Annotated in this window: 17 protein-coding genes; 9 read left to right on the top strand and 8 right to left on the bottom strand. The window is 69.8% G+C overall.

Features of this window, described 5'->3' with window-relative positions:
- Positions 1–59: 59 nt before the first annotated feature.
- Both LXT21_RS36490 and LXT21_RS36485 read left to right on the top strand, forming a co-directional pair.
- Positions 60–2,465 (top strand): endonuclease MutS2, encoded by a 2,406-nt coding sequence (locus tag LXT21_RS36490; RefSeq protein WP_254042998.1) that lies wholly within the window; start codon positions 60–62, stop codon positions 2,463–2,465.
- 151 nt (positions 2,466–2,616) lie between these two features.
- Positions 2,617–3,384 (top strand): ATP-grasp domain-containing protein, encoded by a 768-nt coding sequence (locus LXT21_RS36485; protein WP_254042855.1) that lies wholly within the window; start codon positions 2,617–2,619, stop codon positions 3,382–3,384.
- A gap of 75 nt (positions 3,385–3,459) precedes the next feature.
- Here LXT21_RS36485 and LXT21_RS36480 read toward each other — a convergent pair whose 3' ends face one another.
- Positions 3,460–5,157, bottom strand: a complete 1,698-nt coding sequence (locus tag LXT21_RS36480) for a phosphatidylinositol-specific phospholipase C domain-containing protein (RefSeq protein WP_254042854.1) — start codon at positions 5,155–5,157, stop codon at positions 3,460–3,462.
- Between the two features lie 159 nt (positions 5,158–5,316).
- Here LXT21_RS36480 and LXT21_RS36475 point away from each other — a divergent pair, with 159 nt between their 5' ends.
- Entirely contained in the window at positions 5,317–5,712 is a 396-nt protein-coding gene (locus tag LXT21_RS36475) for a VOC family protein (protein ID WP_254042853.1), read from the top strand.
- Positions 5,713–5,721: 9 nt separating this feature from the next.
- On the opposite strand, the gene LXT21_RS36470 is transcribed toward LXT21_RS36475, so the two are convergent.
- Positions 5,722–6,186 carry a tetratricopeptide repeat protein gene (locus LXT21_RS36470; protein ID WP_254042852.1) on the bottom strand — a complete coding sequence of 155 codons (465 nt, stop codon included), beginning with the start codon at positions 6,184–6,186 and terminating at the stop codon, positions 5,722–5,724.
- A gap of 99 nt (positions 6,187–6,285) precedes the next feature.
- On the opposite strand from LXT21_RS36470, the gene LXT21_RS36465 reads away from it, so the two are divergent.
- The gene (locus tag LXT21_RS36465) at positions 6,286–6,867 is read left to right on the top strand and encodes a hypothetical protein (protein ID WP_254042851.1); all 582 of its coding nucleotides are present in this window, start codon (positions 6,286–6,288) and stop codon (positions 6,865–6,867) included.
- Between the two features lie 16 nt (positions 6,868–6,883).
- Here the strand turns inward: LXT21_RS36465 and LXT21_RS36460 are convergent, their stop codons facing one another.
- Together LXT21_RS36460 and LXT21_RS36455 are read right to left on the bottom strand one after the other, a co-directional pair.
- Complete coding sequence (locus tag LXT21_RS36460; protein WP_254042850.1) at positions 6,884–8,230, bottom strand: sigma-54-dependent transcriptional regulator; 1,347 nt, start codon at positions 8,228–8,230, stop codon at positions 6,884–6,886.
- Position 8,231: 1 nt separating this feature from the next.
- Positions 8,232–9,479, bottom strand: a complete 1,248-nt coding sequence (locus tag LXT21_RS36455; protein WP_254042849.1) for a sensor histidine kinase — start codon at positions 9,477–9,479, stop codon at positions 8,232–8,234.
- A gap of 521 nt (positions 9,480–10,000) precedes the next feature.
- Here LXT21_RS36455 and LXT21_RS36450 point away from each other — a divergent pair.
- Genes LXT21_RS36450 through LXT21_RS36435 form a run of 4 tightly spaced genes read left to right on the top strand, consistent with a single transcriptional unit; the run spans position 10,001 to position 14,941 of the window.
- On the top strand, positions 10,001–11,485 hold the full coding sequence (locus LXT21_RS36450; protein WP_254042848.1) for a TolC family protein: 1,485 nt from the start codon (positions 10,001–10,003) through the stop codon (positions 11,483–11,485).
- Between the two features lie 8 nt (positions 11,486–11,493).
- The gene (locus LXT21_RS36445) at positions 11,494–12,228 is read left to right on the top strand and encodes an ABC transporter ATP-binding protein (RefSeq protein WP_254042997.1); all 735 of its coding nucleotides are present in this window, start codon (positions 11,494–11,496) and stop codon (positions 12,226–12,228) included.
- 49 nt (positions 12,229–12,277) lie between these two features.
- Positions 12,278–13,708, top strand: coding sequence for an efflux RND transporter periplasmic adaptor subunit (locus LXT21_RS36440; RefSeq protein WP_254042847.1), 1,431 nt, complete (start codon positions 12,278–12,280; stop codon positions 13,706–13,708).
- A 27-nt stretch (positions 13,709–13,735) separates the two neighbouring features.
- The gene (locus LXT21_RS36435; RefSeq protein ID WP_254042846.1) at positions 13,736–14,941 is read left to right on the top strand and encodes an ABC transporter permease; all 1,206 of its coding nucleotides are present in this window, start codon (positions 13,736–13,738) and stop codon (positions 14,939–14,941) included.
- A 43-nt stretch (positions 14,942–14,984) separates the two neighbouring features.
- On the opposite strand, the gene LXT21_RS36430 is transcribed toward LXT21_RS36435, so the two are convergent.
- Positions 14,985–15,755: an SDR family oxidoreductase gene (locus LXT21_RS36430; RefSeq protein ID WP_254042845.1), complete on the bottom strand. Its 771-nt coding sequence runs from the start codon at positions 15,753–15,755 to the stop codon at positions 14,985–14,987.
- A 176-nt stretch (positions 15,756–15,931) separates the two neighbouring features.
- On the opposite strand from LXT21_RS36430, the gene LXT21_RS36425 reads away from it, so the two are divergent.
- Positions 15,932–17,128 carry a metallophosphoesterase gene (locus LXT21_RS36425; protein WP_254042844.1) on the top strand — a complete coding sequence of 399 codons (1,197 nt, stop codon included), beginning with the start codon at positions 15,932–15,934 and terminating at the stop codon, positions 17,126–17,128.
- A gap of 1 nt (position 17,129) precedes the next feature.
- Here the strand turns inward: LXT21_RS36425 and LXT21_RS36420 are convergent, their stop codons facing one another.
- From LXT21_RS36420 to LXT21_RS36410, 3 genes are all read right to left on the bottom strand, one after another.
- Positions 17,130–17,567 (bottom strand): hypothetical protein, encoded by a 438-nt coding sequence (locus tag LXT21_RS36420; protein WP_254042843.1) that lies wholly within the window; start codon positions 17,565–17,567, stop codon positions 17,130–17,132.
- Positions 17,564–19,108, bottom strand: a complete 1,545-nt coding sequence (locus LXT21_RS36415; protein WP_254042842.1) for an alkaline phosphatase D family protein — start codon at positions 19,106–19,108, stop codon at positions 17,564–17,566. Before LXT21_RS36415 ends, LXT21_RS36420 begins: the two co-directional genes overlap by 4 nt.
- Before the next feature lie 81 nt (positions 19,109–19,189).
- Positions 19,190–20,104 carry a hypothetical protein gene (locus LXT21_RS36410; protein WP_254042841.1) on the bottom strand — a complete coding sequence of 305 codons (915 nt, stop codon included), beginning with the start codon at positions 20,102–20,104 and terminating at the stop codon, positions 19,190–19,192.
- Between the last annotated feature and the right edge of the window lie 151 nt (positions 20,105–20,255).

The following is a 20,255-nucleotide window of genomic DNA, read 5'->3' as shown; positions in this document are numbered from 1 at the left end:
AGCCGAGCCGGGCGCCTCAATAGATCCTCTTGACGGCCGGACGGCCACGCATGAAACCCATGACCGTGCAGATATCCCAAAAGACGCTGGAAGACCTCGGATTCGCGGATGTGCTCCGAGCGCTGACGCAGCGGTGTCGGACGGAGCCAGGCCGGGAGCGAGTGCTCGCCCGCCCGTTCCTCGACACGGCCGAGCAGGTCTCCGAAGCGCTGGCCCTGGTGGGCGAGGCGCGAACCCTCTCCCAGGAGCAGTTCTCCCTCCCGCTCGGCGGCGTGGTGGACCTGCGACTGCATGTGGGTCACGCCGCCAAGGGCGGCACCCTGGAGCCCCGACAGCTCATCGACGGCGCCCAGCTCCTGTTCGCCTTCGTGCGCACCCGCGAGGCCCTGGACGAGCGCCGCGAGCGCGTGCCCCGGCTGATGGACATCGCCCGGCGGCTTCCCCTGCTGGAGTCCCTGGCCCGGCGCATCGACCAGTGTTTCGAACCGGACGGTGAGATTTCGGACCGGGCGAGCCCGGAGCTGCGCGAGGCCCGAGACAGGGCGCGCGGCCTGCACCGTCGCATCAAGTCGCGCCTGGACGAGATGCTCCACGACCAGGGCTTCGTCGCCAAGCTGCGGGAGAACTACTACACCCTGCGCAACGGCCGTTACGTGGTGCCGGTGGTGTCGAACTACCGCGCGGAGGTGGACGGCATCGTCCACAACGCGAGTCAGACGGGCCAGACGCTCTTCATGGAGCCGCAGGCCATGGTGGGGCTGGGCAACGACCTGGCCATCGCCCAGTCGGTGGTGTTGGAGGAGGAGCGGCGGGTGCTCCAGGAGCTGAGCCAGCAGCTCGGCCGGGAGTCGGAGCGCATCCTCGAGGGCCTCGACGCGGTGGCGGAGCTGGACGAGGTGGAGGCGGTGGCCATCCTCTCCGCGGACCTGGACGCGACGACGCCGGAGTTCGCGGGCGTGACGGAGCTGCAGTTGAGGATGCTGCGCCACCCACGCCTGGTGCTCCGAGGCACCGAGGTGGTGGCCAACGACGTGACGCTGAACGGTGGCGCGAAGGCGCTCATCGTGTCCGGCCCCAACGCGGGCGGCAAGACGGTGACGCTGACGGGCGTGGGGCTGTGCGCGCTGATGCTGCGCGCGGGCCTGCCGGTTCCGGTGGGTGAAGGCTCGCGGATGCCGCTGTACCGCTCGGTGCACTCGACGGTGGGCGACTCGCAGGACCTGGCGCAGGGCCTGTCGACGTTCAGCGCGCACGTGGTGATGCTGCGCGACATCATCGCGGAGGTCGGCGAAGGCTCGCTGGTGATGATCGACGAAATCGCCGCGGACACGGACCCGCGCGAGGGCGCGGCCATCGCCATCGCGGTGCTCGAGGAGCTGCTGGCCAAGAACGCCGTGGCCCTGGTGACGACGCACCTGGAGGAGCTCAAGGCGCTGGCGCACATGGACCCGCGCTTCCTGAACGCGCGGGTGGGCTTCGACTCGAAGCGCATGGCGCCGACGTATCGGCTGCAGATTGGCGCGGCGGGCCAGTCCTCGGCCATCGAGGTCGCGGCGAGGGTGGGCCTGCCCCCGCGCGTGTGCGAGCGCGCCCGTGAGCTGACGATGAACGCGGGCGGCCCCCTGTCACAGGCGCTGGCGGCGGCCGAGGAGGAGCGACGCAAGCTCTCCGAGGAGCTGGAGAAGGCGCGCGTGGCGGCGAAGGAGGCCGAGGCGCTGCGCGTGGAGCTGGAGAAGCAGAAGCAGACCTTCGAGCGAGAGCGCCGCGCGAAGATGATGCAGTTCAACGAGGACGTCCACGCGGCGAGCGAGCTGGCGGCGACGGAGGTCCAGAAGCTGCTCACGAAGCTGCGCGCCGAGCAGAACGAGAAGGCGCTGTCGGAGGCGCGGCTGCAGCTGATGCAGCGGGCCGAGGACGCGCAGAAGCGGGCCCTGGCCGCGAGGGCGGAGCTGTTCCAGGTGGAGGCCCCCGCGCCGGTGAACCTCAAGGTCGGCGCGTGGGTGCACCACTCGGGGCTGGCTCGGGATGTGGAGATCCTCGAGCTGGCGGATGGACACGCGGTGGTGTCCGCGGGCGGCGCGATGAAGATGCGGGTGCCCACCTCCGAGCTGTCGGGCTCTCGCACGCGAAAGCCGCAGCAGGCGAAGTTCCCCGAGCGTCAGAAGCAGGATGCGGCGCTGAAGCGCGCGTCGACGGCGGCGGGCGCGTCGGTGGACGCGACGAACTTCCGCTGCGACGTGCGCGGCATGCGCGCGGACGAGGCCCTCGCGGAGGTGGAGTCCTTCCTGGACCAGGGCATGCGCAGCGGTGAAGAGGCCGCGCTCATCGTCCACGGCCACGGCACGGGCGCGCTGAAGCAGGCGCTGCGGGACTATCTGGCGAACTCGCCCTACATCCGCATGTATCGCCCGGGTGAGAGCCACGAGGGCGGCGACGGCGTCACGGTGGTGGCGCTGCGCTCCTGAGCCGGTCTCCCGGTTCCTGGGTGTGGCCATCAAGGGCCCGGACGTGTCGGGGACATCCCTGGCGCTCCGGGCCCTTCGTCTTCGCCGTGGACGTCAGCCACGGTGGAGGCCGAGCGTCCCCGGCGCTCGCGGTTCCACGGAGGGCCATGCCATGCACTGGGTCGTTCAGGACAACCTGTTCAACGAGCGCGGCTTCCACGAGCTGATGCGCGTCCTGGAGCGTGGCGCGATTCCGCACACCCTGGTGAAGGTCATTCCATTCGACGGCGGCGTGGAGCCCACCGTCGGCGTGGACGGGCCGGTCATGGTGATGGGCTCGTTGAGCCTGGCCCGGTACGCGCGACGGCGGGGGTGGACACCCGGGGTCTTCATCAACGAGCGGTTCGACTTCCGCGTCTGGCGCGAGCACCTGGGCGAGTTCCTCCTGAATGGGGACGCGCGCGTCTGCCGGTTCGCCGAGGTGCCTCGTCAGGAGGGTGCGTTCTTCATCCGCCCCTGCCTCGACGACAAGGCGTTCTCGGGGATGGTGACGCGGTGGGAGGACTTCGAGCCCTGGCGCGAGCAGGTGTTGCGCGTGGGCGACTCACCGCAGCTCACGGCGGAGACGTGGGTCGCCGTCAGCGAGCCTCGGCGCATCCAGAGCGAGTACCGGATGGTGGTCGTGGATGGCCGCGTCGTCACCGGGACGCGCTACAAGCTGGGCGACCGGGTCTTCGCCTCGTCGGAGGTGGATCCGGACGTGTGGACCTTCGCGCAGCGGATGGCCGAGCAGTGGGGGCCGGACCGGGCCTATGCCCTGGACCTCTTCGTCCACGAGCACAAGCCCTACGTCGGGGAGATCAACACGCTCAACGCCGCGGGCTTCTACGCCTACGACGTGGGGAAGATGGTCGACGCCATCGAGTCGATGCGGTTCTGACACCGCGTCGACAGGGAGGAGCCGGACCGCTCGCGGGCGGCCGGCGCTCCCGCACCGTCGCCTCTCGATGCAGCGCTACCGTGAGACGGAGAGCGACGAGATGCGATCATTCCACGGACCACCGGCCACGGAGTCGACGCTGTCGATGCTCGAGGCCGTGGTGAAACACCGGCCCGACATGAACGCGTGCTCACACAGCGTCGCCTGATACCCGCCGAGCACCGTCACGGAGCTGGTGACGTCGTTGAAGCCGAAGTCTCCCAGATTGCCGACGTTCGACGTGAGACGAATCACGTTGCCCTCGTAGCCCCCGTGCTCGTGCAGGTACACGCCGTCCCCGGCCGAGTACCCCTGCACCGCGTACGTGTAGTCACCCGAGGACGTCTTGTAGCCACGGCCGTAGTCCGAATACGCCCAGTTGCTCAGGCCTCCCGGAGCCCGCTTCACCACCACCGACCAGAGCTGGAACGGGAAGCGCGCACTCAGCCGCCCATGAAGCTGCGTGGCCCGGTCTCCCGCCCCGCCGGACAGACTCCCGAGCTGCCCGTTCACGTAGCTGGCGAGATACGAGGGGCCCACCACGCTCGTCACCGTGCGTGTGGTGAAGGCCAGGTGCGTGTACTCATCCATGGAGTCGGACTGCAGGAACGCGCCCTCGTAGTGCATCCAGCCGCCCCACTCCCGCTTCAGCGCCAGGATGTGCCAGTACCGCCCCGGCGCCGCGTTCTGGAGGAACGCCCGCGTTCCGCGCCACCGGGCCTCCGCGTCACCGCCCACCGTGTGCGCCGTGTTCCGGAAGATGATGCCGAAGTCCGGAGGGAGCGCGGCATTGCTCGAAAGGAGGCGCACGTTGAGCGCGAGGATGGCGTCAATCAAGCCCGCCCCGGGGAAGTCCATCATCAGGATTCCCGCGCGCTGCGCGTAGCCGCCCACCAGGTGGTCGATGGCGAAGTCGTTCACCCCGCGATAGCCGATGCCCAGGACGTTGATGCCGCCCGCGACATGGAGCGGATGCGCCATGGCGGAAGCGCCGCTCAGGAAGTTCACGAACAGCTTCGCCGGCGCGCCACCCTGCGTCCGGTCCAGGTGCGCACGGACCTTGTTCCACTTGTCGTCGATGTCCGCGAGCTGCGACACCGTCCAGTCATCCTGGAGGTCCAGCGCTCCCCAGGGAATGCCGTACGCGCCGCCCGCGAAGTCATCCAACACGACGATGCGCCCGCGCACCTCGCCCAGCGTCGGGACGTGAGAGCCTCGCCACAGATAGGGGCTGTAGGCGGGCTGGTCGCGATACCACTCGAACGTCTGATGGAAGCTCCGGGTGATGTCCTCCTCGGTGTGCTCGCGCTTCACGCGCATCACCACCGTCTCGGTGGGGTTGTCGTTCAGGAACTGGATGGTGGTCCGCAGCACGTCATCGAAGTTGACGTGCAGGTACACCACGCCGTGATGGATGGTGAATCGGTCGGCGATGTGTCGGCACCGGATGTCCAGCGCGCGCACGCCCGCGTCCAGCTGCTTGCGCAGGTCCAACGACTGCGTCTGCGTCAGGCTCCCGCCATACGACTGATACGCCATGGTGTCGTGCGTGCCGGGGATGGACAGCGACGCGAGGCTCGTCGAGTTGGACACCCAGCTCATCCACGAGGGATGGGTCGTCTCGATGCTCCCGGAGTCGTTGTAGTAGCGCCCTCGCGCGAGCGCGGACGGGGCCGCCGCCACGAGCCCCACCGCCAGGGACACGAGGATGTGACGCAGACGCAGGACAGACATGAAGCCCTCGACAGGGATGGCTCGCGTGGGACGCAAGGAATGGGTGACAAGCCGCAAAAGCAGCTTACCACTCAAAACACCATCCAGGCAGGAAGGCAGGCGCTCGGCGCACCGGGGCGGCGCTTGGCGCGAGGACGCGCGGGTCCACACCGTACGGGCATGCTCCAGCTCGACCACTTCGGCTTCGTGACGACGGACCTGGACGCGAGCGTGCGCTTCTACGAAGCGTGCCTGAAGCCGCTCGGCCTGGGCATCCTCGAGCGCGGCGAGGGCTTCGTCATCTTCGGTACGGACGCGAAGTCGCCGTTCCTCTGGGTGGGGACCTTGCGGCCATCGACATGGAAGGCCGAGCACGCGCCGGCGCGCAGCCCGCTCCACATCGCGTTCGCCACGAAGGACCGAGCGGCGGTGGATGCCTTCCACCAGCGGGGCCTCACCGCGGGCGGACAGGACAACGGCGCCCCCGGGGTTCGCGAGGGCGGCTTCTCCTACTACGCCGCGTTCCTGTTGGACCCGGACGGCAACAACATCGAGGCCTGTGTCCGCTTGACGTAGACCCCGCGCTCAGCCGGGGGACTGTCCCGACACCGCACGCTCCAGCGCCGCCGCCTGCTCCCGCTGGTCCGCGTCCGAGCTCCGGCTCGCGGGCCGCAGGTGAACTCGCGCCCGCTCCGGGTCCGTCTTGGCCAGCGCCATGGCCATGCAGAGGTTCGCACCGGGGTGCTCGGGATGCGCCGCGAGCACCGGCGCCAGGACCTCCGCCGCGCGCGCGTCCTCGGTACGCTCCAACAGGGCCATCGCCAGCTCACACGCGGGCTCGGGCTCCGAGGGCGCCTTCGCATGCACCAGCTCCAGGAGCTGCACGGAGCGCTCCCGCTCCCCCATGACATCCAGGGCGCGTGACAGCGCGTGCATCACCTTCACGTCCCCAGGGGACTCGCGCAGCGCGGCCTCCAACAGGCGCGCCGACTCCCGCCCGTCCCCCGCCTCCAGCCGAGCCACTCCGTCTCGATACAGGTCCGCGCCCACGTGCTCTCCTTCTCACAATGCGATGCGTCAATCCCACCCGCGCAACTTCCACCCTACAAATTGCGACAACCTGAGAGAAGCTTTCCACCGGGTCCTTCCATGCTCGTTCGCAACGCTCCCGTCGCCCCCCGCCGCCAGACGCCCTCCGCCTCGGAGGCCCCGGCCTCGGAGAAGGCCCAGAACACGGCGCTGGTCCGCCCGAACACCCAGGACACCTTCACGAAGGGCACGGCCGCCGCGGCGCGCGTGGGCAAGGCTCCCGCCGGGGACCACGGCAAGCTGATGACCGAGTACCTCACGGGTGCGCGTCCTCCCCCGGCCGACTTCGAGAAGGTCATCGGTTACAAGCCCTACGCCATCCAGACGAAGCACGGCCAGCGGATGCAGGACCCGCTCGGCTCCGCGTCCGCGCCCGGCAAGATTGGTCCGGACAAGGAGTTCGACCCCGCGGCCAAGACGCACGACTACGGGTACGATCTGCTGCGCTACTTCGACCGCAAGGGCACGCCCCTGAGCGGCGATGCGCGCAAGGCCGCCGACGCGCTCTTCCGCAAGGACCTGTTCGACTACGCCAATGACCAGAAGGGCTTCGGCGACCGGCTGAAGTTCCGCGCCTGGGCGCAGATCTACGCCACCGCGGTGGAGCTCAACTCCCGCGTGCAGGGCTACGGCCCTCCGTGAGCCGCGCCCCGCGGCGCTACTGCATCCCGTAGCGCCGCAGCTTGTCGTAGAGCGTCCGCAGGCCGATGCCCAATCGCTGGGCGGCGCGCTTGCGGTTGCCCCCCTCGTCCGCGATGGCCTGCTCGATGGCCATCCGCTCCAGCTCCTCCAGCGTCTTGTCCGGCAGTCGCGCGCCCATCGCCGGCGCCGGCGTGGACGTCGGAGCGCTCGTCGGGTCCAGCCACAGGTGCCGCGACTCCACCACCGCGCCGTCCGCGAGGATCGCCGCGCGCTCCAGCGCGTTGCGCAGCTCCCGCACGTTGCCTGGCCAGGAGAACGACTCCAGTCGCTCGGACGACTCCGGTGACAGCTTCAGCCCCGGACGCCCCAGCTCTTCTCCGATCCGCCGCAGGAGCAGCTCCGACAGCGGACGCAGGTCCTCGCGCCGCTCGCGCAGCGAGGGCAGCCGGATGGGGAACACCGCCAGCCGGTGGTAGAGGTCCTCGCGGAACTCGCCGTGCGCCATCATCGTCTTGAGGTCGCGGTTGGTCGCCGCCACCCAGCGCACGTCCGCCTCCAGCGTCCGCGTCCCACCCACGCGCTCGAAGCGCCGCTCCTGCAACACACGCAAGAGCTTCGCCTGCAGCTCCGCCTTCAGCTCGCCCACCTCGTCCAGGAAGAAGGTGCCGCCCTGGGCCAGCTCGATGCGCCCGCGCCGCTGCGCCACCGCGCCCGTGAACGCGCCCTTCTCGTGGCCGAACAGCTCGCTCTCCAGCAGCGTCTCCGTCAACGCCGCGCAGTTGACCGCGACGAACGGGCCCTCGGAGCGCTCGCTCCACTGATGCAGCGCGCGCGCCGCCACCTCCTTGCCGGTGCCGCTCTCGCCCACCAGCAGCACCGTGGCCTGCGTGGGCGCCACCTTCCGCAGCGCCTCCACCACCGGGCCCATCGTCGGCGCGCCCCAGCTCAGCACGACCTCGCTCGTGGACTGGCGCACCTCCGTCTTCAAGTTGAGCAGCGCGCGCCGCTCCAACGCCCGCGCCACGGTGAGCCGCAGCTCGGCCGGACTGCCCACGGGCTTGAGCAGGTACTCGAACGCGCCGGCCTTCATCGCCGACACCGCGCTCTCCACCGAGCCCACCGCCGTGAGCACGACGACCTCCACGTCCGGCTGCTCCTCGCGCACCTTGCGCAAGAGCGTCAGCCCATCCATGCCCGGCATGCGCAGGTCCGTGACGAGCAGGTCCACGCCCTGCTTCGACAACAGCCGCGCCGCCTCCTCGCCGTCCGCCGCCGTCGTCACCGCGTGGCCCTCGACCTCGAGCGCCTCCGCGATGAACGAGCGCACGCCCTCTTCGTCATCCGCCACCAGGATGCGCGCCATCTCAGGTCCCCCTCGCCGGCACGGTGAGGCGGAACTCCGCGCCCCCTTCCGCGTGCGTCCTCGCGCTCACCGAGCCCCCATGCAGCTCGACGATGCGTCGTGTAATCGCGAGCCCCAGCCCCACGCCCCGCAGACGCCCGGTGACGAACGGCTCGAAGATGCGCTCCTCGTCGCCCTTGGGGATGCCCGGACCGTGGTCCCTCACCGTGAACACGAGCGCCGGCCCCTCCTGCGCCACGCCCACCTCCACGCGCTGCCCCGCCGGGCTCACCTGCACCGCGTTGCGCAGCACGTTCTCCAGCGCCTGCTGGAAGCGGCCCGCGTCCAGCTCCACCTTCTCGTGGCCCGGCAGGTAACGCGCATCCACGCTCGACTCGCCCGTGGCCTCCACCGCCGCGCGCAGCACCTCGTTGGGGTCCGTTCCCGCGCGGCGCAACTCGCCGCTGCGCACGAAGCCCAACAGGTCATTCATCAACTGCTCCAGCCGCACCGCCTCGCCGACGATGCGGTCCGCCTTGGGACGCAGCACCTCGTCGCGCTCCACGCGCTCAGCCAACAGCTGCGCATGGCCCTTGAGCGACGCGAGCGGGTTTCGCAGCTCGTGCGCCAACACCGCGGACATGGTGCCCAGCGCCGCCAGCCGACGCCCGCGCTCCAGCTCCGCCGCCAGCGCCTCCCGCTGCGCCAACGAGCGCGAGAACGCGAACGCCAGCCCCAGGATGCCCATGCACGACACCGCGGCCACGAACAGCAGTCGCTGTGAGCGCTCCTTCAACTCCAGCGCGGTGACAGGCTCGAAGTCATAGCCGATGCGCAGGTTGCGCCGAGCCTCCTGCGAGACAGGGGGCTCCACCATCGGAGGTGTCCCGCTCGCGGTGGGCGGGCCCTCTGGCGGCCTCGGCGGCTTGCGCAGCCGGTGGATGAAGCGCCCCCGGCCCTCCTCGAACCGCAGCTGCGTCCCGTCCTCAATCTTCCCCAACGAGCCGACGCCCGCCGACGCGAGCACCTGCCCGTCCTCGACGATGGCCACGTAGCGAAGGCCGCCGTCCTGGTGGGTGTTCAGGAAGGACTCGAGCGCCTGCTGGCTCGGCACGCCAGTGCCCTCCCGGAAGGCCTCCAATCCAGCGAGCATCAGCACGTTCGCCATGCCGCGCACCACCAACGACGACGACTCGAGCGCCGAGCGGCGGATGAACACGACGGCGGACAGCAGCACCGCGCACATCAGCCCCGCCGCCACCCAGGGCATCCATGGACCACGCGGTCTCCAACGGGCCGGCCCGCTCATCGACGCGGCCCTCGCTCGGGGTGTCTCCCACTCCATGCGGCTCCTCCACTCGCTGCGAACTCTGCATCCAGGATGCGGAATCCGCACTCCCTTCCGTCACGCCGTGGCGCCACGTGGGCTCCTCCTTGCTTGAACGCTGCCGAGCCCATCTGTCTCTCCCCGAGGGTGGAGGGCGGCGCCCGGGCCGCTGGAGCACGCTTCCGACAGCGCGCGAACCGGGTCACCGCCACACGTCGCGGCCTCGTTGTGCAAGCGCGAGGCCCATGCCCCACGCCCTCGATGACGAGCCGCGTCGCGCGCATGCGGAATCCGCATCCCTTCGGCGACTCCCGCAGCCCCTGGAGACCTTTTCCATGTGATTTCAGTGGGTTGAAATGTGGCAAGCTGCATGCAATCGCCCTTGCCCAGGAACGCCGGAGCGCCAGGAGCGCACCGGCCTACAACGGGACATGGCGGCGATGACGATGCTCCGGAAAGCGTGGTTGAAGAGGCGGCCCCAGCGGCTGACGGCGCTGACCCTGGGGATGCTCGGCGTGGTGGTGGTGCCCGGTACGGGCCTGGCGGGCGCGACGAAGGGCGCCACGCTGATGCCCGTGGATGCGCCCACGAAGGTCGCCCTCCTGGGCCTCGCCCAGGCGAGCGCGGTGCCCACTCCGGCGGAGGCCGCGACACCTCCCACGGAGTCGAGCGCTCCGAGCGAGGCGGTGCCCACGGACCTGGGCATCACGAAGCAGGCCCAGGCGGAGGTGCCGAGCGTCTCGCTCGAGGAGGCCATCGCGCGAGCGCTGAAGACGAACCCGTCGGTGGCGCAGTCCGAGGGCAACGTCACCAACGCGGCCGCCGCCGAGCGCAGCGCCGTGGGTGCGTACATCCCCACGCTGTCAGCGAGCGCGAGCGGCTCGCTCTCCAGCACCCAGCGCGTCGAGCCGGTGACGGGCGCCGTCATCAACGGCTCGGCCGACAACTACAGCGCGGGCCTGAGCACCGGGTGGAACGTCTTCACCGGCGGCCAGCGCAGCGCCACGCGCGAGCAGACCAAGGCCCAGTCGGGCGCGGCCTCCGCGCAGCTGAGGGCTCAGCGCGCCAGCGCGGTGCTCGACGTGCAGCGTGCGTACTACGAGGTCCTCCGCGGCACGGGCCTGGAGAACGTGGCGCGCTCGCGAATCGAGCGGGCCCGACAGAACGAGGAGGCCGCGCAGCGTCGGTTGGCGGTGGGCTCGGCGACGCGCTCGGACCTGCTGCGCGCGCAGCTGGACCACACCACGGCCCGCGATGCCCTGCGCACGGCGGAGACCCAGCGCGCCTCGGCGTCCTTGTCGCTCGGGCGGCTCATCGGCGCGGAGGGCGCGGTGGAGGCCAAGGGCACGGAGAACCTGGACCCGAAGCCGCTCGCCATCTCCGACCAGTCGCTGGTGTCGGAGCTGGAGGCGCAGGCGCCCGCGGTGCTCGCGGCGGCCTCCACGCTGAGCGCCACCGCGGCGGGCGTGGACGTGGCCAAGGCCACCTACCTGCCGACGGTGCGCCTGTCGGCCGGCTACGACTGGTTCAACCAGGACCCGAGCTTCAATGGCGGCAGGACGAGCTGGAACGTCCGTCTGGGCCTCTCCTACCCCATCTTCGACGGCTTCCTGCGCGAGGAGCGCGTGCAGCGGGCGAAGACGGCGGAGGTGGTGTCGCAGGTGCAGCTCGCGGACACGCGGCGCGCGGTGCGCACCGGTGCCCACCAGGCGCTCAACCAGCTGCGCCTGTCCGCCGACCGCATCGGCCTCTCCGAGCAGTCGGTGGAGGTGGCGCGCGAGGACCTCAAGGTGCAGGAAGAGCGCTACCGTCTGGGGGCCACCACCATCCTGGAGCTGCTGACGTCCCAGGAGAACCTGGTCCAGGCGGAGATCAACCTCGTGTCCTCGCGCTTCGACTATCGCATCGCGCACGCGGAGCTGGAGGCGCTCGCCGGGAGGCAGCTGTGACGACACCCATGAACGACACGACAGGAGCACCGGCCGACAAGGCGCGCGACATCGCGGACGTGGTCATCCGAGCGGAGGGCCTGCGCAAGGACTACACCATGGGCTCGGAGGTGGTGCGCGCGCTGCGCGGCGTGGACGTCATCATCCGCCGCAACGAGTACGTGGCCGTCATGGGCCCGTCCGGCTCGGGCAAGTCCACCTTCATGAACCTCATCGGCTGCCTGGACGTGCCGAGCGACGGCCAGTACTGGCTCAACGGCCAGCCGGTGGCGGGCATGACGGAGAACGCGCTGGCGCGCATCCGCAACCGCGAGCTGGGCTTCGTGTTCCAGAGCTTCAACCTGCTGCCCCGCGCGTCCGCGCTCGACAACGTGGCGCTGCCTCTGGTGTACGCGCGCGTGCCCAAGAAGCTCCGCCTGGAGCGCGCCGCGGCCATGCTGGACAAGGTGGGCCTGGGCAGCCGCAAGGACCACCGCCCCAACGAGCTGTCCGGCGGTCAGCGCCAGCGCGTGGCGATTGCACGTGCATTGGTGACGCAGCCCGCGCTGCTGCTCGCGGACGAGCCCACGGGCGCGCTCGACAGCCGCACGGGCGAGGAGATCATGGCCCTCTTCGGGGAGCTGCACTCGCAGGGACAGACGCTGATGCTCGTCACGCACGAGTCGGACATCGCGGCGCACGCGCAGCGGGTGCTGTTCCTGAAGGACGGCGTCATCGAGCGGGACGAGCTGAAGAAGAACTGAGCAGGTCCGTCTCCTAGATGGAGAAGGCCACGAAGATTTGGAGGTCGTCGTGAGCAAGGTGAAGAAGGTGGTCATCACGGGTGTCGCGGCGGTGCTGATTGGCGCGGGCGTGTACGCCACCCAGCAGGGAACCCAGCCGAAGGCGCCCGAGCGCTCGGCGGCGGTGGCCGTCGTGGAGCGCCGGGACATGGAGGTCGTCGCGGAGTCCGCGGGCCTGGTGGAGCCCCTGCGCGTGGTGGAGGTGAAGTCCAGGGCCTCCGGCGAGGTGCTCCGCGTGCTCTTCGACACCGGCGACAAGGTGGAGAAGGACGCGCTCTTGGCGGAGATCGACCCGCGCGACGTGCAGAACGCGCTCGAGCAGGCCCAGGCGGACCTGGAGTCCGCGCGGGTGCGGCTGAACACGACGGACGCCCAGCGTCAGCGCATGGAGTCGCTGCGGCAGTCCGGCTACGTCACCCAGCAGGAGTACGAGTCCGCCATCGACGCGTTCGCCACGGCGCGGGCGGCCAAGGTGCGCGCGGAGACGAACCTCCAGCTCGCCAAGGAGCGCAGCCGGGACGTCACCATCCGCGCGCCCAGCTCCGGCACGCTGCTGGAGCGGCAGATTCAACCCGGGCAGATCATCGCCTCGGCCATCTCCAACGTGTCCGGCGGCAACACGCTGTTCAAGATGGCGGACCTGTCGGTGATGCAGGTGCGCGCCAAGGTGGACGAGACGGACGTGGGCCAGCTCAAGGCGGGCCTCAAGGCGCGCGTGACGATGGAGGCCTACCCGGGCCGGACGTTCATCGGCGAGGTCGTGAAGATCGAACCGCAGGCGCTGGTGGAGCAGAACGTCACCCTCTTCCCGGTGCTGGTGCGCCTGGACAACCCCGAGGGCCTGCTGCGGCCGGGCATGAACGCGGAGGTGGCGATTGAGATCTCGCGCCGGCGGGACGCCATCACCGTCCCCAACTCCGCCGTCGTGGGCCTGCGGGACGCCCGCGCCGCGGCGCTCGCGGTGGGGCTGACCGAGGAGTCCGTGCGATCGCTGATGCGGCCGACGGGCGGCAGCGGCAACGCGGGGGCGCCGGGCGGTGACGCGGCCCCGCGTCCCGAGGGCGCGGCGGACAAGGGCGCGGTGGCCCCGGCTGGAGCGACGCCGGTGAACGTGCGCGCGCAGGCCGCGGAGCCGGGCGCGGAGGGCGGAGGCCGTCGCAACCGGGGCGGTGGACGCGAGGGCCGTCAGGGCACGGGCGACACGCGGCCGGGAATCGTCTTCGTGAAGGGGCCGAACGGACCGGAGCCGCGCCGGGTCACGCTGGGGCTGAGCGACTGGGAGAGCTCCGAGGTGCTGAGCGGCCTGACGGAGGGTGACCAGGTGATGCTCGTGTCGGTGGCGCAGCTCCAGCAGCAACAGCAGCAGCGCTCGGAGCGCATGCGTCAGTCGGCCGGGATGATTCCGGGCGCGGGCGGCGGCGGAATGCGCGGCGGACGGTAGTCGGCGGCAGGAGGAGGAGGACAGGTCATGGGAGAAATCATCCGGGTCGCGTTCGACGCGGTCCTCGCCAACAAGCTGCGCTCCCTGCTGACGATGTTGGGCATCGTCATCGGCATCGCGGCGGTCATCACCATGGTGGCGCTGGGCGAGGGAGCCCAGCGCTCGGTGGAGCAGCGGCTCAAGACGCTGGGGACGAACGTCCTCACGGTGCGCCCCGGACAGTCCTTCTCCGGCGGTCTCGGCCGAGGTCAGGCCACCATGACCATCGACGACGCGGAGGCGCTGCGCGCCAACCCCAAGCACCTCCAGAACGTGGCGCCGGAGATCGAGTCGCGCTTCCAGGTGGAGTACGGCGCGGGCAACGCGAACCTGTCCGTGGTCGGCACGTGGCCGGCGTACTTCAACATCAACGAGTCGAACATCGTCTCGGGGCGGCTCTTCACCGACGCGGAGGACAAGGGCCGGCGCCGCGTGGTGGTGCTCGGCGCGCTGGCGGCCGGACAGCTGGGGCTGCGGGACTCCTCCGCGCTGGTGGGCGAGACGATTCGCATCCGCGGCATCCCCTTCGAGGTCATCGGCGTGCTGGCCGAGAAGGGCTCGCAGGGCTTCTCCAACCCGGATGAGAGCCTCTACATCCCGCTGGCCACCGCGCAGTTCCGGGTGATGGGCAGCAACCGCATCCGCTCCATCGCCGTGCAGGCCGCGGGCGAAGGCGCCATGGAGGACGCGATGGCGGAGATCGACCTCAAGCTGCGCCGCGAGCACCGGCTGCGCCCCGAGGAGCAGGCGGACTTCAACATCCGCGACCAGGCGTCGCTGCTGGCGACGGTGCAGGAGACGACGCAGACCTTCTCGCTGCTGCTGGCGGGCATCGCCGCCATCTCCCTGCTGGTGGGCGGCATCGGCATCATGAACATCATGCTCGTCTCGGTGACGGAGCGGACGCGAGAGATCGGCCTGCGCAAGGCGCTGGGCGCCACCGGGACGGACATCCTGCTGCAGTTCCTGGTCGAGTCGCTGGTGCTCTGCCTCGCGGGTGGAACGCTGGGCCTGGCGCTGGGCGTGGGCGGCGCCGCGCTGCTGCAGAAGCTCATGGGATGGACGATGGTGGTGGCGCCCGAGGCCATCGTCCTGGCCATCGCCTTCTCGGCCACCGTCGGCGTGTTCTTCGGCATCTGGCCCGCGCGCCGCGCCGCGAGCCTCGCGCCCATCGAGTCGCTGCGCTACGAGTGACGCCGCGTCCGGCCCGGGAGGTGTGCTCCCGGGCCGCGCGCGCTCAACGTCCGGGGCGAGCGCCCGAATCCAACTCGTAGGCGGCGACGTCGCGGTAGTAGCGCTCCACCTCCTGCTGCGCCGCGGGCCGCGTGAAGACCTCCGGACGGGGATGCGCGATGGCGTCGAGGATGACCTCCACGGCCTCCTCCACACGCTGCGCGCCGGGCAGCATGCGCGAGTCCGGTCCACCTCCCAGCGCGTTCGTCCCGAACTCCGTGGCCACCACGCCCGGCATCACCACCGTGACGTGGATGCCGGGATGAGACTTGTGCAGGTCCTGACGCAGACAGGCGCTCAGCGCGTTCAGCGCGTGCTTGGCGGCGCTGTACGCGGAGCGATGGGGCACGACGGGCAGTCGCCCCAGCGTGCTGGAGACGTTGAGGATCTGCCCGGCGTTGCGCGCCTGGAAGTGCGGCAGGACGGCCTGCATCCCGTAGAGCGCGCTGTTGACGTTGGCGCGCCACATCTCGTCCAGGTCCTCGTCGGTGAGCTCCGCCACGGAGCGGGTGATGCCGCGCCCCGCGTTGTTCACCCAGACGTCGATATGACCGAAGCGCTCGAGCGCCGCGTCGCGCAGCTTCTCCACCTGCGCGCGGGACGTGACGTCGGTGACGACCGCCAGCGAGTCGCGGCCGGAGCGGGTCGCCACCGTCTCCAACGCGTCCTTGCGACGGGCCGCCAGCACCAGCTTCGCCCCACGCGCGCCCGCCACCCGCGCCAGCTCCGCGCCGATTCCTCCACTCGCCCCCGTGATGACGATGACCTTGTCCATGTGTGTCCCCTCCCGAAGCTCGCCTGCTGTCACGGCCAGGGAATCTACCCGCCTGGAGCGCGCCTGGCCGGTTCTCGGCCGCCGCGTGTCACTCGCAGTGTTCAATCTCCGGGACACGGCCGGGCCCGACGCCGCGTGTTACCCTTCCCGTCCGCTCTCAGCCCGGGCTCATCCCCATGCCGTTCCGGTTCTCCTCCTTCTCGATGCTCATCGGCCTCGGCGCGGTGCTGGGCCACCTGTATCTCTACCGGCGACTGGTGCGTGAGCTGGTGCAGGGCCGCGTCGGCCGCCTCGTGGCCATGCTCGTCCTGGGCCTGCTCACGCTGCTGCTGGGCCTGCGACGCACGCTCCTGGACGCCATCCCCGAGCAGCTCGAGCGCGCCGTCACGGTGGCCACGTACTCGTGGATGGGCGTGGCGCTCTGCCTCGTGCTGGCCCTGGGTGCCATGGACCTCACCCGCGCGTTCATCGCGTTGGGTCGCCGCCTCCGGCAGCGCCGGGCCACGCCCCTCGCGGTCCCTTTGGAAGAGGTCATCGACCCGGAGCGTCGGAAGTTCCTCGGGCGCGCGCTGGCGGGAGGCGCGGCGCTCGCGGGCGGAGGCCTCGCGTCCTACGGCCACTGGCGAGCCTTCGCGCCACCGATGGTCACCGAGATCGCCATCCGGATTCCCAAGCTGCCTCGCGCGCTCGACGGGCTCAGCATCGTGCAGCTCACGGACATCCACGTGGGCCCGTTCATCCAGCGCCGCTTCATGGACGAGCTGGTGCGCCAGGCCAACGCGCTGAAGCCAGACCTCTTCGCCATCACCGGCGACCTGGTGGACGGAGACGTCCCCACGCTGGGCCCCTCCGTCGCGGCGCTGCGGGACCTGCGCTCGCGCTACGGCAGCTACTTCGTCACCGGCAATCACGACTACTACTCGGGGGACGTGGAGTGGACCACCTTCCTCCAGTCGCTCGACATCCAGTCGCTGCGCAACCGCCACGTGCGCATCGGTGACGCGGGCGCATCGCTCGACCTGGTCGGCGTGGATGACTGGAGCGGCTGGAAGCGGCGCAACCAGAAGGGCTACGACCTGGACCTCGCGCTCCAGGGGCGAGACCCGGAGCGGGCGGCGGTGTTGCTCGCGCACCAGCCCGCGAACTTCAAGGTGGCCGCGGAGCGAGGGATGGACCTCCAGATTTCGGGCCACACGCACGGCGGGCAGCTCGTGCCCATGACGCTGCTCATCAACTTCGCCTGGGAGCACGTGGCCGGCCTGTACCGCCACCAGGACTCGCACATCTACGTGAGCCGGGGCTGCGGCTTCTGGGGTCCGCCCATGCGCGTGGGCAGTCCTCCCGAGCTCGTGAAGCTCGTGCTCACGACGTGAGTCACCCCGGTGGAGGCACGCGCGGCGTGTAGCGGCGGTGGCGCTCGACATGGCCACAGCCCGGACACGTCACCTCGACCCGGAGCTCTCCACCCTTGCGCTCGGTGGCGTGGACGACGGTGTGCACGCCGTAGCTCGCGCGAGCGCCACAGGCGGTGCAGGGGCTCCAGGTCTGCTGGAAGGCGGTGTTGCGCACCACCACGCCCTCCTCGCACGCGCCGCACCACCAGACGTGATAGTCCACCGCCCCGCTCTGCTCGTGGCGCCGCTGCTCCGCGTCGAGGTGAAGGTCATCCAGCTCCTCGTCGAGCAGCTCGCGCGCCTTCCCACAGCGAGCACACGTCCCGAGGGACGGGACCGGCAGGGAGCGCCGAGTCGTCAGCAGGTGCCAGCTCAACGCCGCCGCCCCGAGCGAGAACACGATGACCAGCAACGTCATCGACGCGGCTCCAGCTCCACCTGATGCAGGGCCTTGCCCGTGAGGTCGTGGATGGCCACGGTCATCACTCCGGACGAGCCCTGGATGCGGACGCTGCCGAAGTACTGCTGTCCCTCCCACGGCGCCGCGTTCATCACCGTGGCCGGCTTCTGCCACTTCACCTCGGGGCCGAAGGTCTCGTCGAGCGGGCTCGGGCCGAACGTCCCCGCGTTGAGCGGCCCGGCGACGAACTCCCAGAACGGGTCGAAGTCCCGGAAGCGCGCCCGGTCCGGGTGGAAGTGGTGCATCGCCGGGTAGTGCACGTCCGCGGTGAGGAACACCACGTTGCGCACCTGCCGCTCCTTCAGGAACGAGAGCAGCTCCGCCAGCTCCAGCTCACGGCCCATCGGCTCGCCCGGACCGTTCGCCCAGGCCTCCATCAGCGGGCCGTCCGGCGTCTTCTCCGCGGGCACGACGAGCCCCAGCGGCATGCTGGTCGCAATCACCTTCCACGTCGCACGCGATGACGCCAGCGCCTGCTTGAGCCCGTCGAGCTGCGCGCGCCCCAGGAAGGACGTCTCCGGGCCTGGCTGCGTCTGGCGGTTGAGCGTGTTCGGCCCGCGGAAGGCACGCACGTCGGGGATGAAGACATCCAGCAGCGGGCCCTGCGAGAGCTGACGGTGGATGCGCCCCTCGGCGCGCGCGGCGCCTCCTACCGGTGAGTATTCGAAGAACGCCTGACGCGCCCGTGCGCCGAGCACGCCGTCATCGGCGACCTGCGTGTAGCGCGGGTCGTCCGCCATGGAGCGACCCGGGTACCAGTTGTTGCGCACCTCGTGGTCGTCCCACTGGTACGCGATGGGCACCTCGCGAGCGAAGGCCCGCAGGGACTCGTCGAGGAAGTTGTAGGCGAAGTTCCCGCGCAGCTCCTCGAGCGTCTCGGCGACCTTGGACTTCGCGGGCGTGACGACGTTGCGCCACACGCGCCCATCCGGGAGCGTCACCTCGGGCAGCAGCGGGTTGTCCGCGTAGATGACGTCGCCGACGTGCAGGAAGAAGTCCGGCTTCAGCGCGCGCAGGGCCGCGAAGCCGCGATACCCGCCCCACTCCGGGTTGATGCCCCACCCCTGCCCGCAGACATCCGCGCTCCATGCAAACGAGAGGTCCCGAGCGGTGTCCGAGGCCGACAGGAAGCGCCCCGTCCACGGCTCCCCCGTGGCGCCGCCGTCCTCCGCGAACACCCGCACGAAGATCTCGCGTCCCGGGGGCAGCCCCGTGAGGTCCACCACGCCGGTGAAGTCCGTCTGGGCCGTGAGCCGTCCGCCCTCGACCCGGTGGACGGCCCGGGTGAAGCGTGGGTCCTCGCTCCACTCCACCATGAGCCGGGAGGCCCGCTCCGCCTTGCCCCAGACGCTGACGGCCCCGGAGCGCACATCGCCCAGTTGGGCGCCCAGGGGCAGTGACGGCCCGAAGCGAGGCGCGAGGCGGGGGCGCTTCGAGGCACAGCCCGCGGCGGTGATGGCGAGCCCCTGGAGGACGGTACGTCGGGTGAAGAGGGTCATGGCGCGAGAGCTCCGACGAGGGAAACTCGGGGCCGCACCCTATGCAGACCGCTCACGGTTCTCTAACGAATTCAGGCAGGCTCAGAGCCGAGCAGCGGTAGTCAAGCTCGTTACGAGTCTTGGGATCAACGGCGACTTCCTGGTCACGAATTGAACACCTTGAAGCTGTCCACTGGGGTCAGCAATACCCACGATAAGCGACAGCCCGCCACCACATCGCGGCATGTCGTCGAAGAACACAGGTTCAAGAAGCGAGCGGTCGTCATTGAGTTCAGCGAACGAGCCCAGCGTCGGGAAGCAGCACTCCTCGATGACCCCCACTGCATGGGGCACCAGCGATGCGAACTTGTACTCAACTTTCCTTCTGATTCGATTTGAAACTTCCTCTCGAAACTGTGACGTCCGTCGAGGTTCGGCGCCGTGCCACATTTCGATATCCAGGAAGACCTCTTGACCACTGAGCATGTAGTGAATGTCAGCCGTTCGGTCTCTAGTGCCAGTGCGCACTTCGAACCCGAGAATGCGGGCCCCCGCCAAGTGGAGGTCCCAGGCTCGAACCGAGTGGGCAACTACAGACCAGAAAATCGGATCGTTGCGATCCAGGCCTGCATTCCATAGTGGAGAGACGACATTCCTCCGCCCAGGCGTTGATTCGAATGTCACCAAGAACCGCTCAACAAACCCGAGCAACTGTCGCGCGAGTTCCTGCGCTCCCATCAACTGCCTGATGAAGATTTCACGATAACACCCCACCCTGCGAGGGAGGCTCAGAAAGACCTCCTCAGCCGCTCCAATCAAATACAGCGACAGAGGCAACGTGGTATTATGGAGATACCGGCTCGTACGCACGGCCTCGAAATCAATGTTCCTCTGAGCGGAGAGTAGTTCGACATACCCCCGCGGTACGCAAGCGGCCAATGCAGGATAATTAGCAAGCCCTCGCTCGACTCGAGAGCAGAACTCTTCTTTCGTGGGGAGGGAGAAGTCAGTCGCCATGCCCTGTACCTAAACCAACGATCGTCATCGGCGATCCCTTTACGGACCCGATGGGAGTAGCGGGACCAATCTACGGAAGGAGTCCTCTCGGTGGATGTCGAGCGTTCGCACTTCCGAGAGAACCTCCTCCATGAAAAGCCGTAGGAGAGCG

Origin of the sequence: Myxococcus guangdongensis (assembly GCF_024198255.1) — a bacterium.
In the GTDB taxonomy this organism is placed as follows: Bacteria; Myxococcota; Myxococcia; order Myxococcales; family Myxococcaceae; genus Myxococcus; species Myxococcus guangdongensis.
This window is presented reverse-complemented; position numbering and strand designations above follow the sequence as displayed.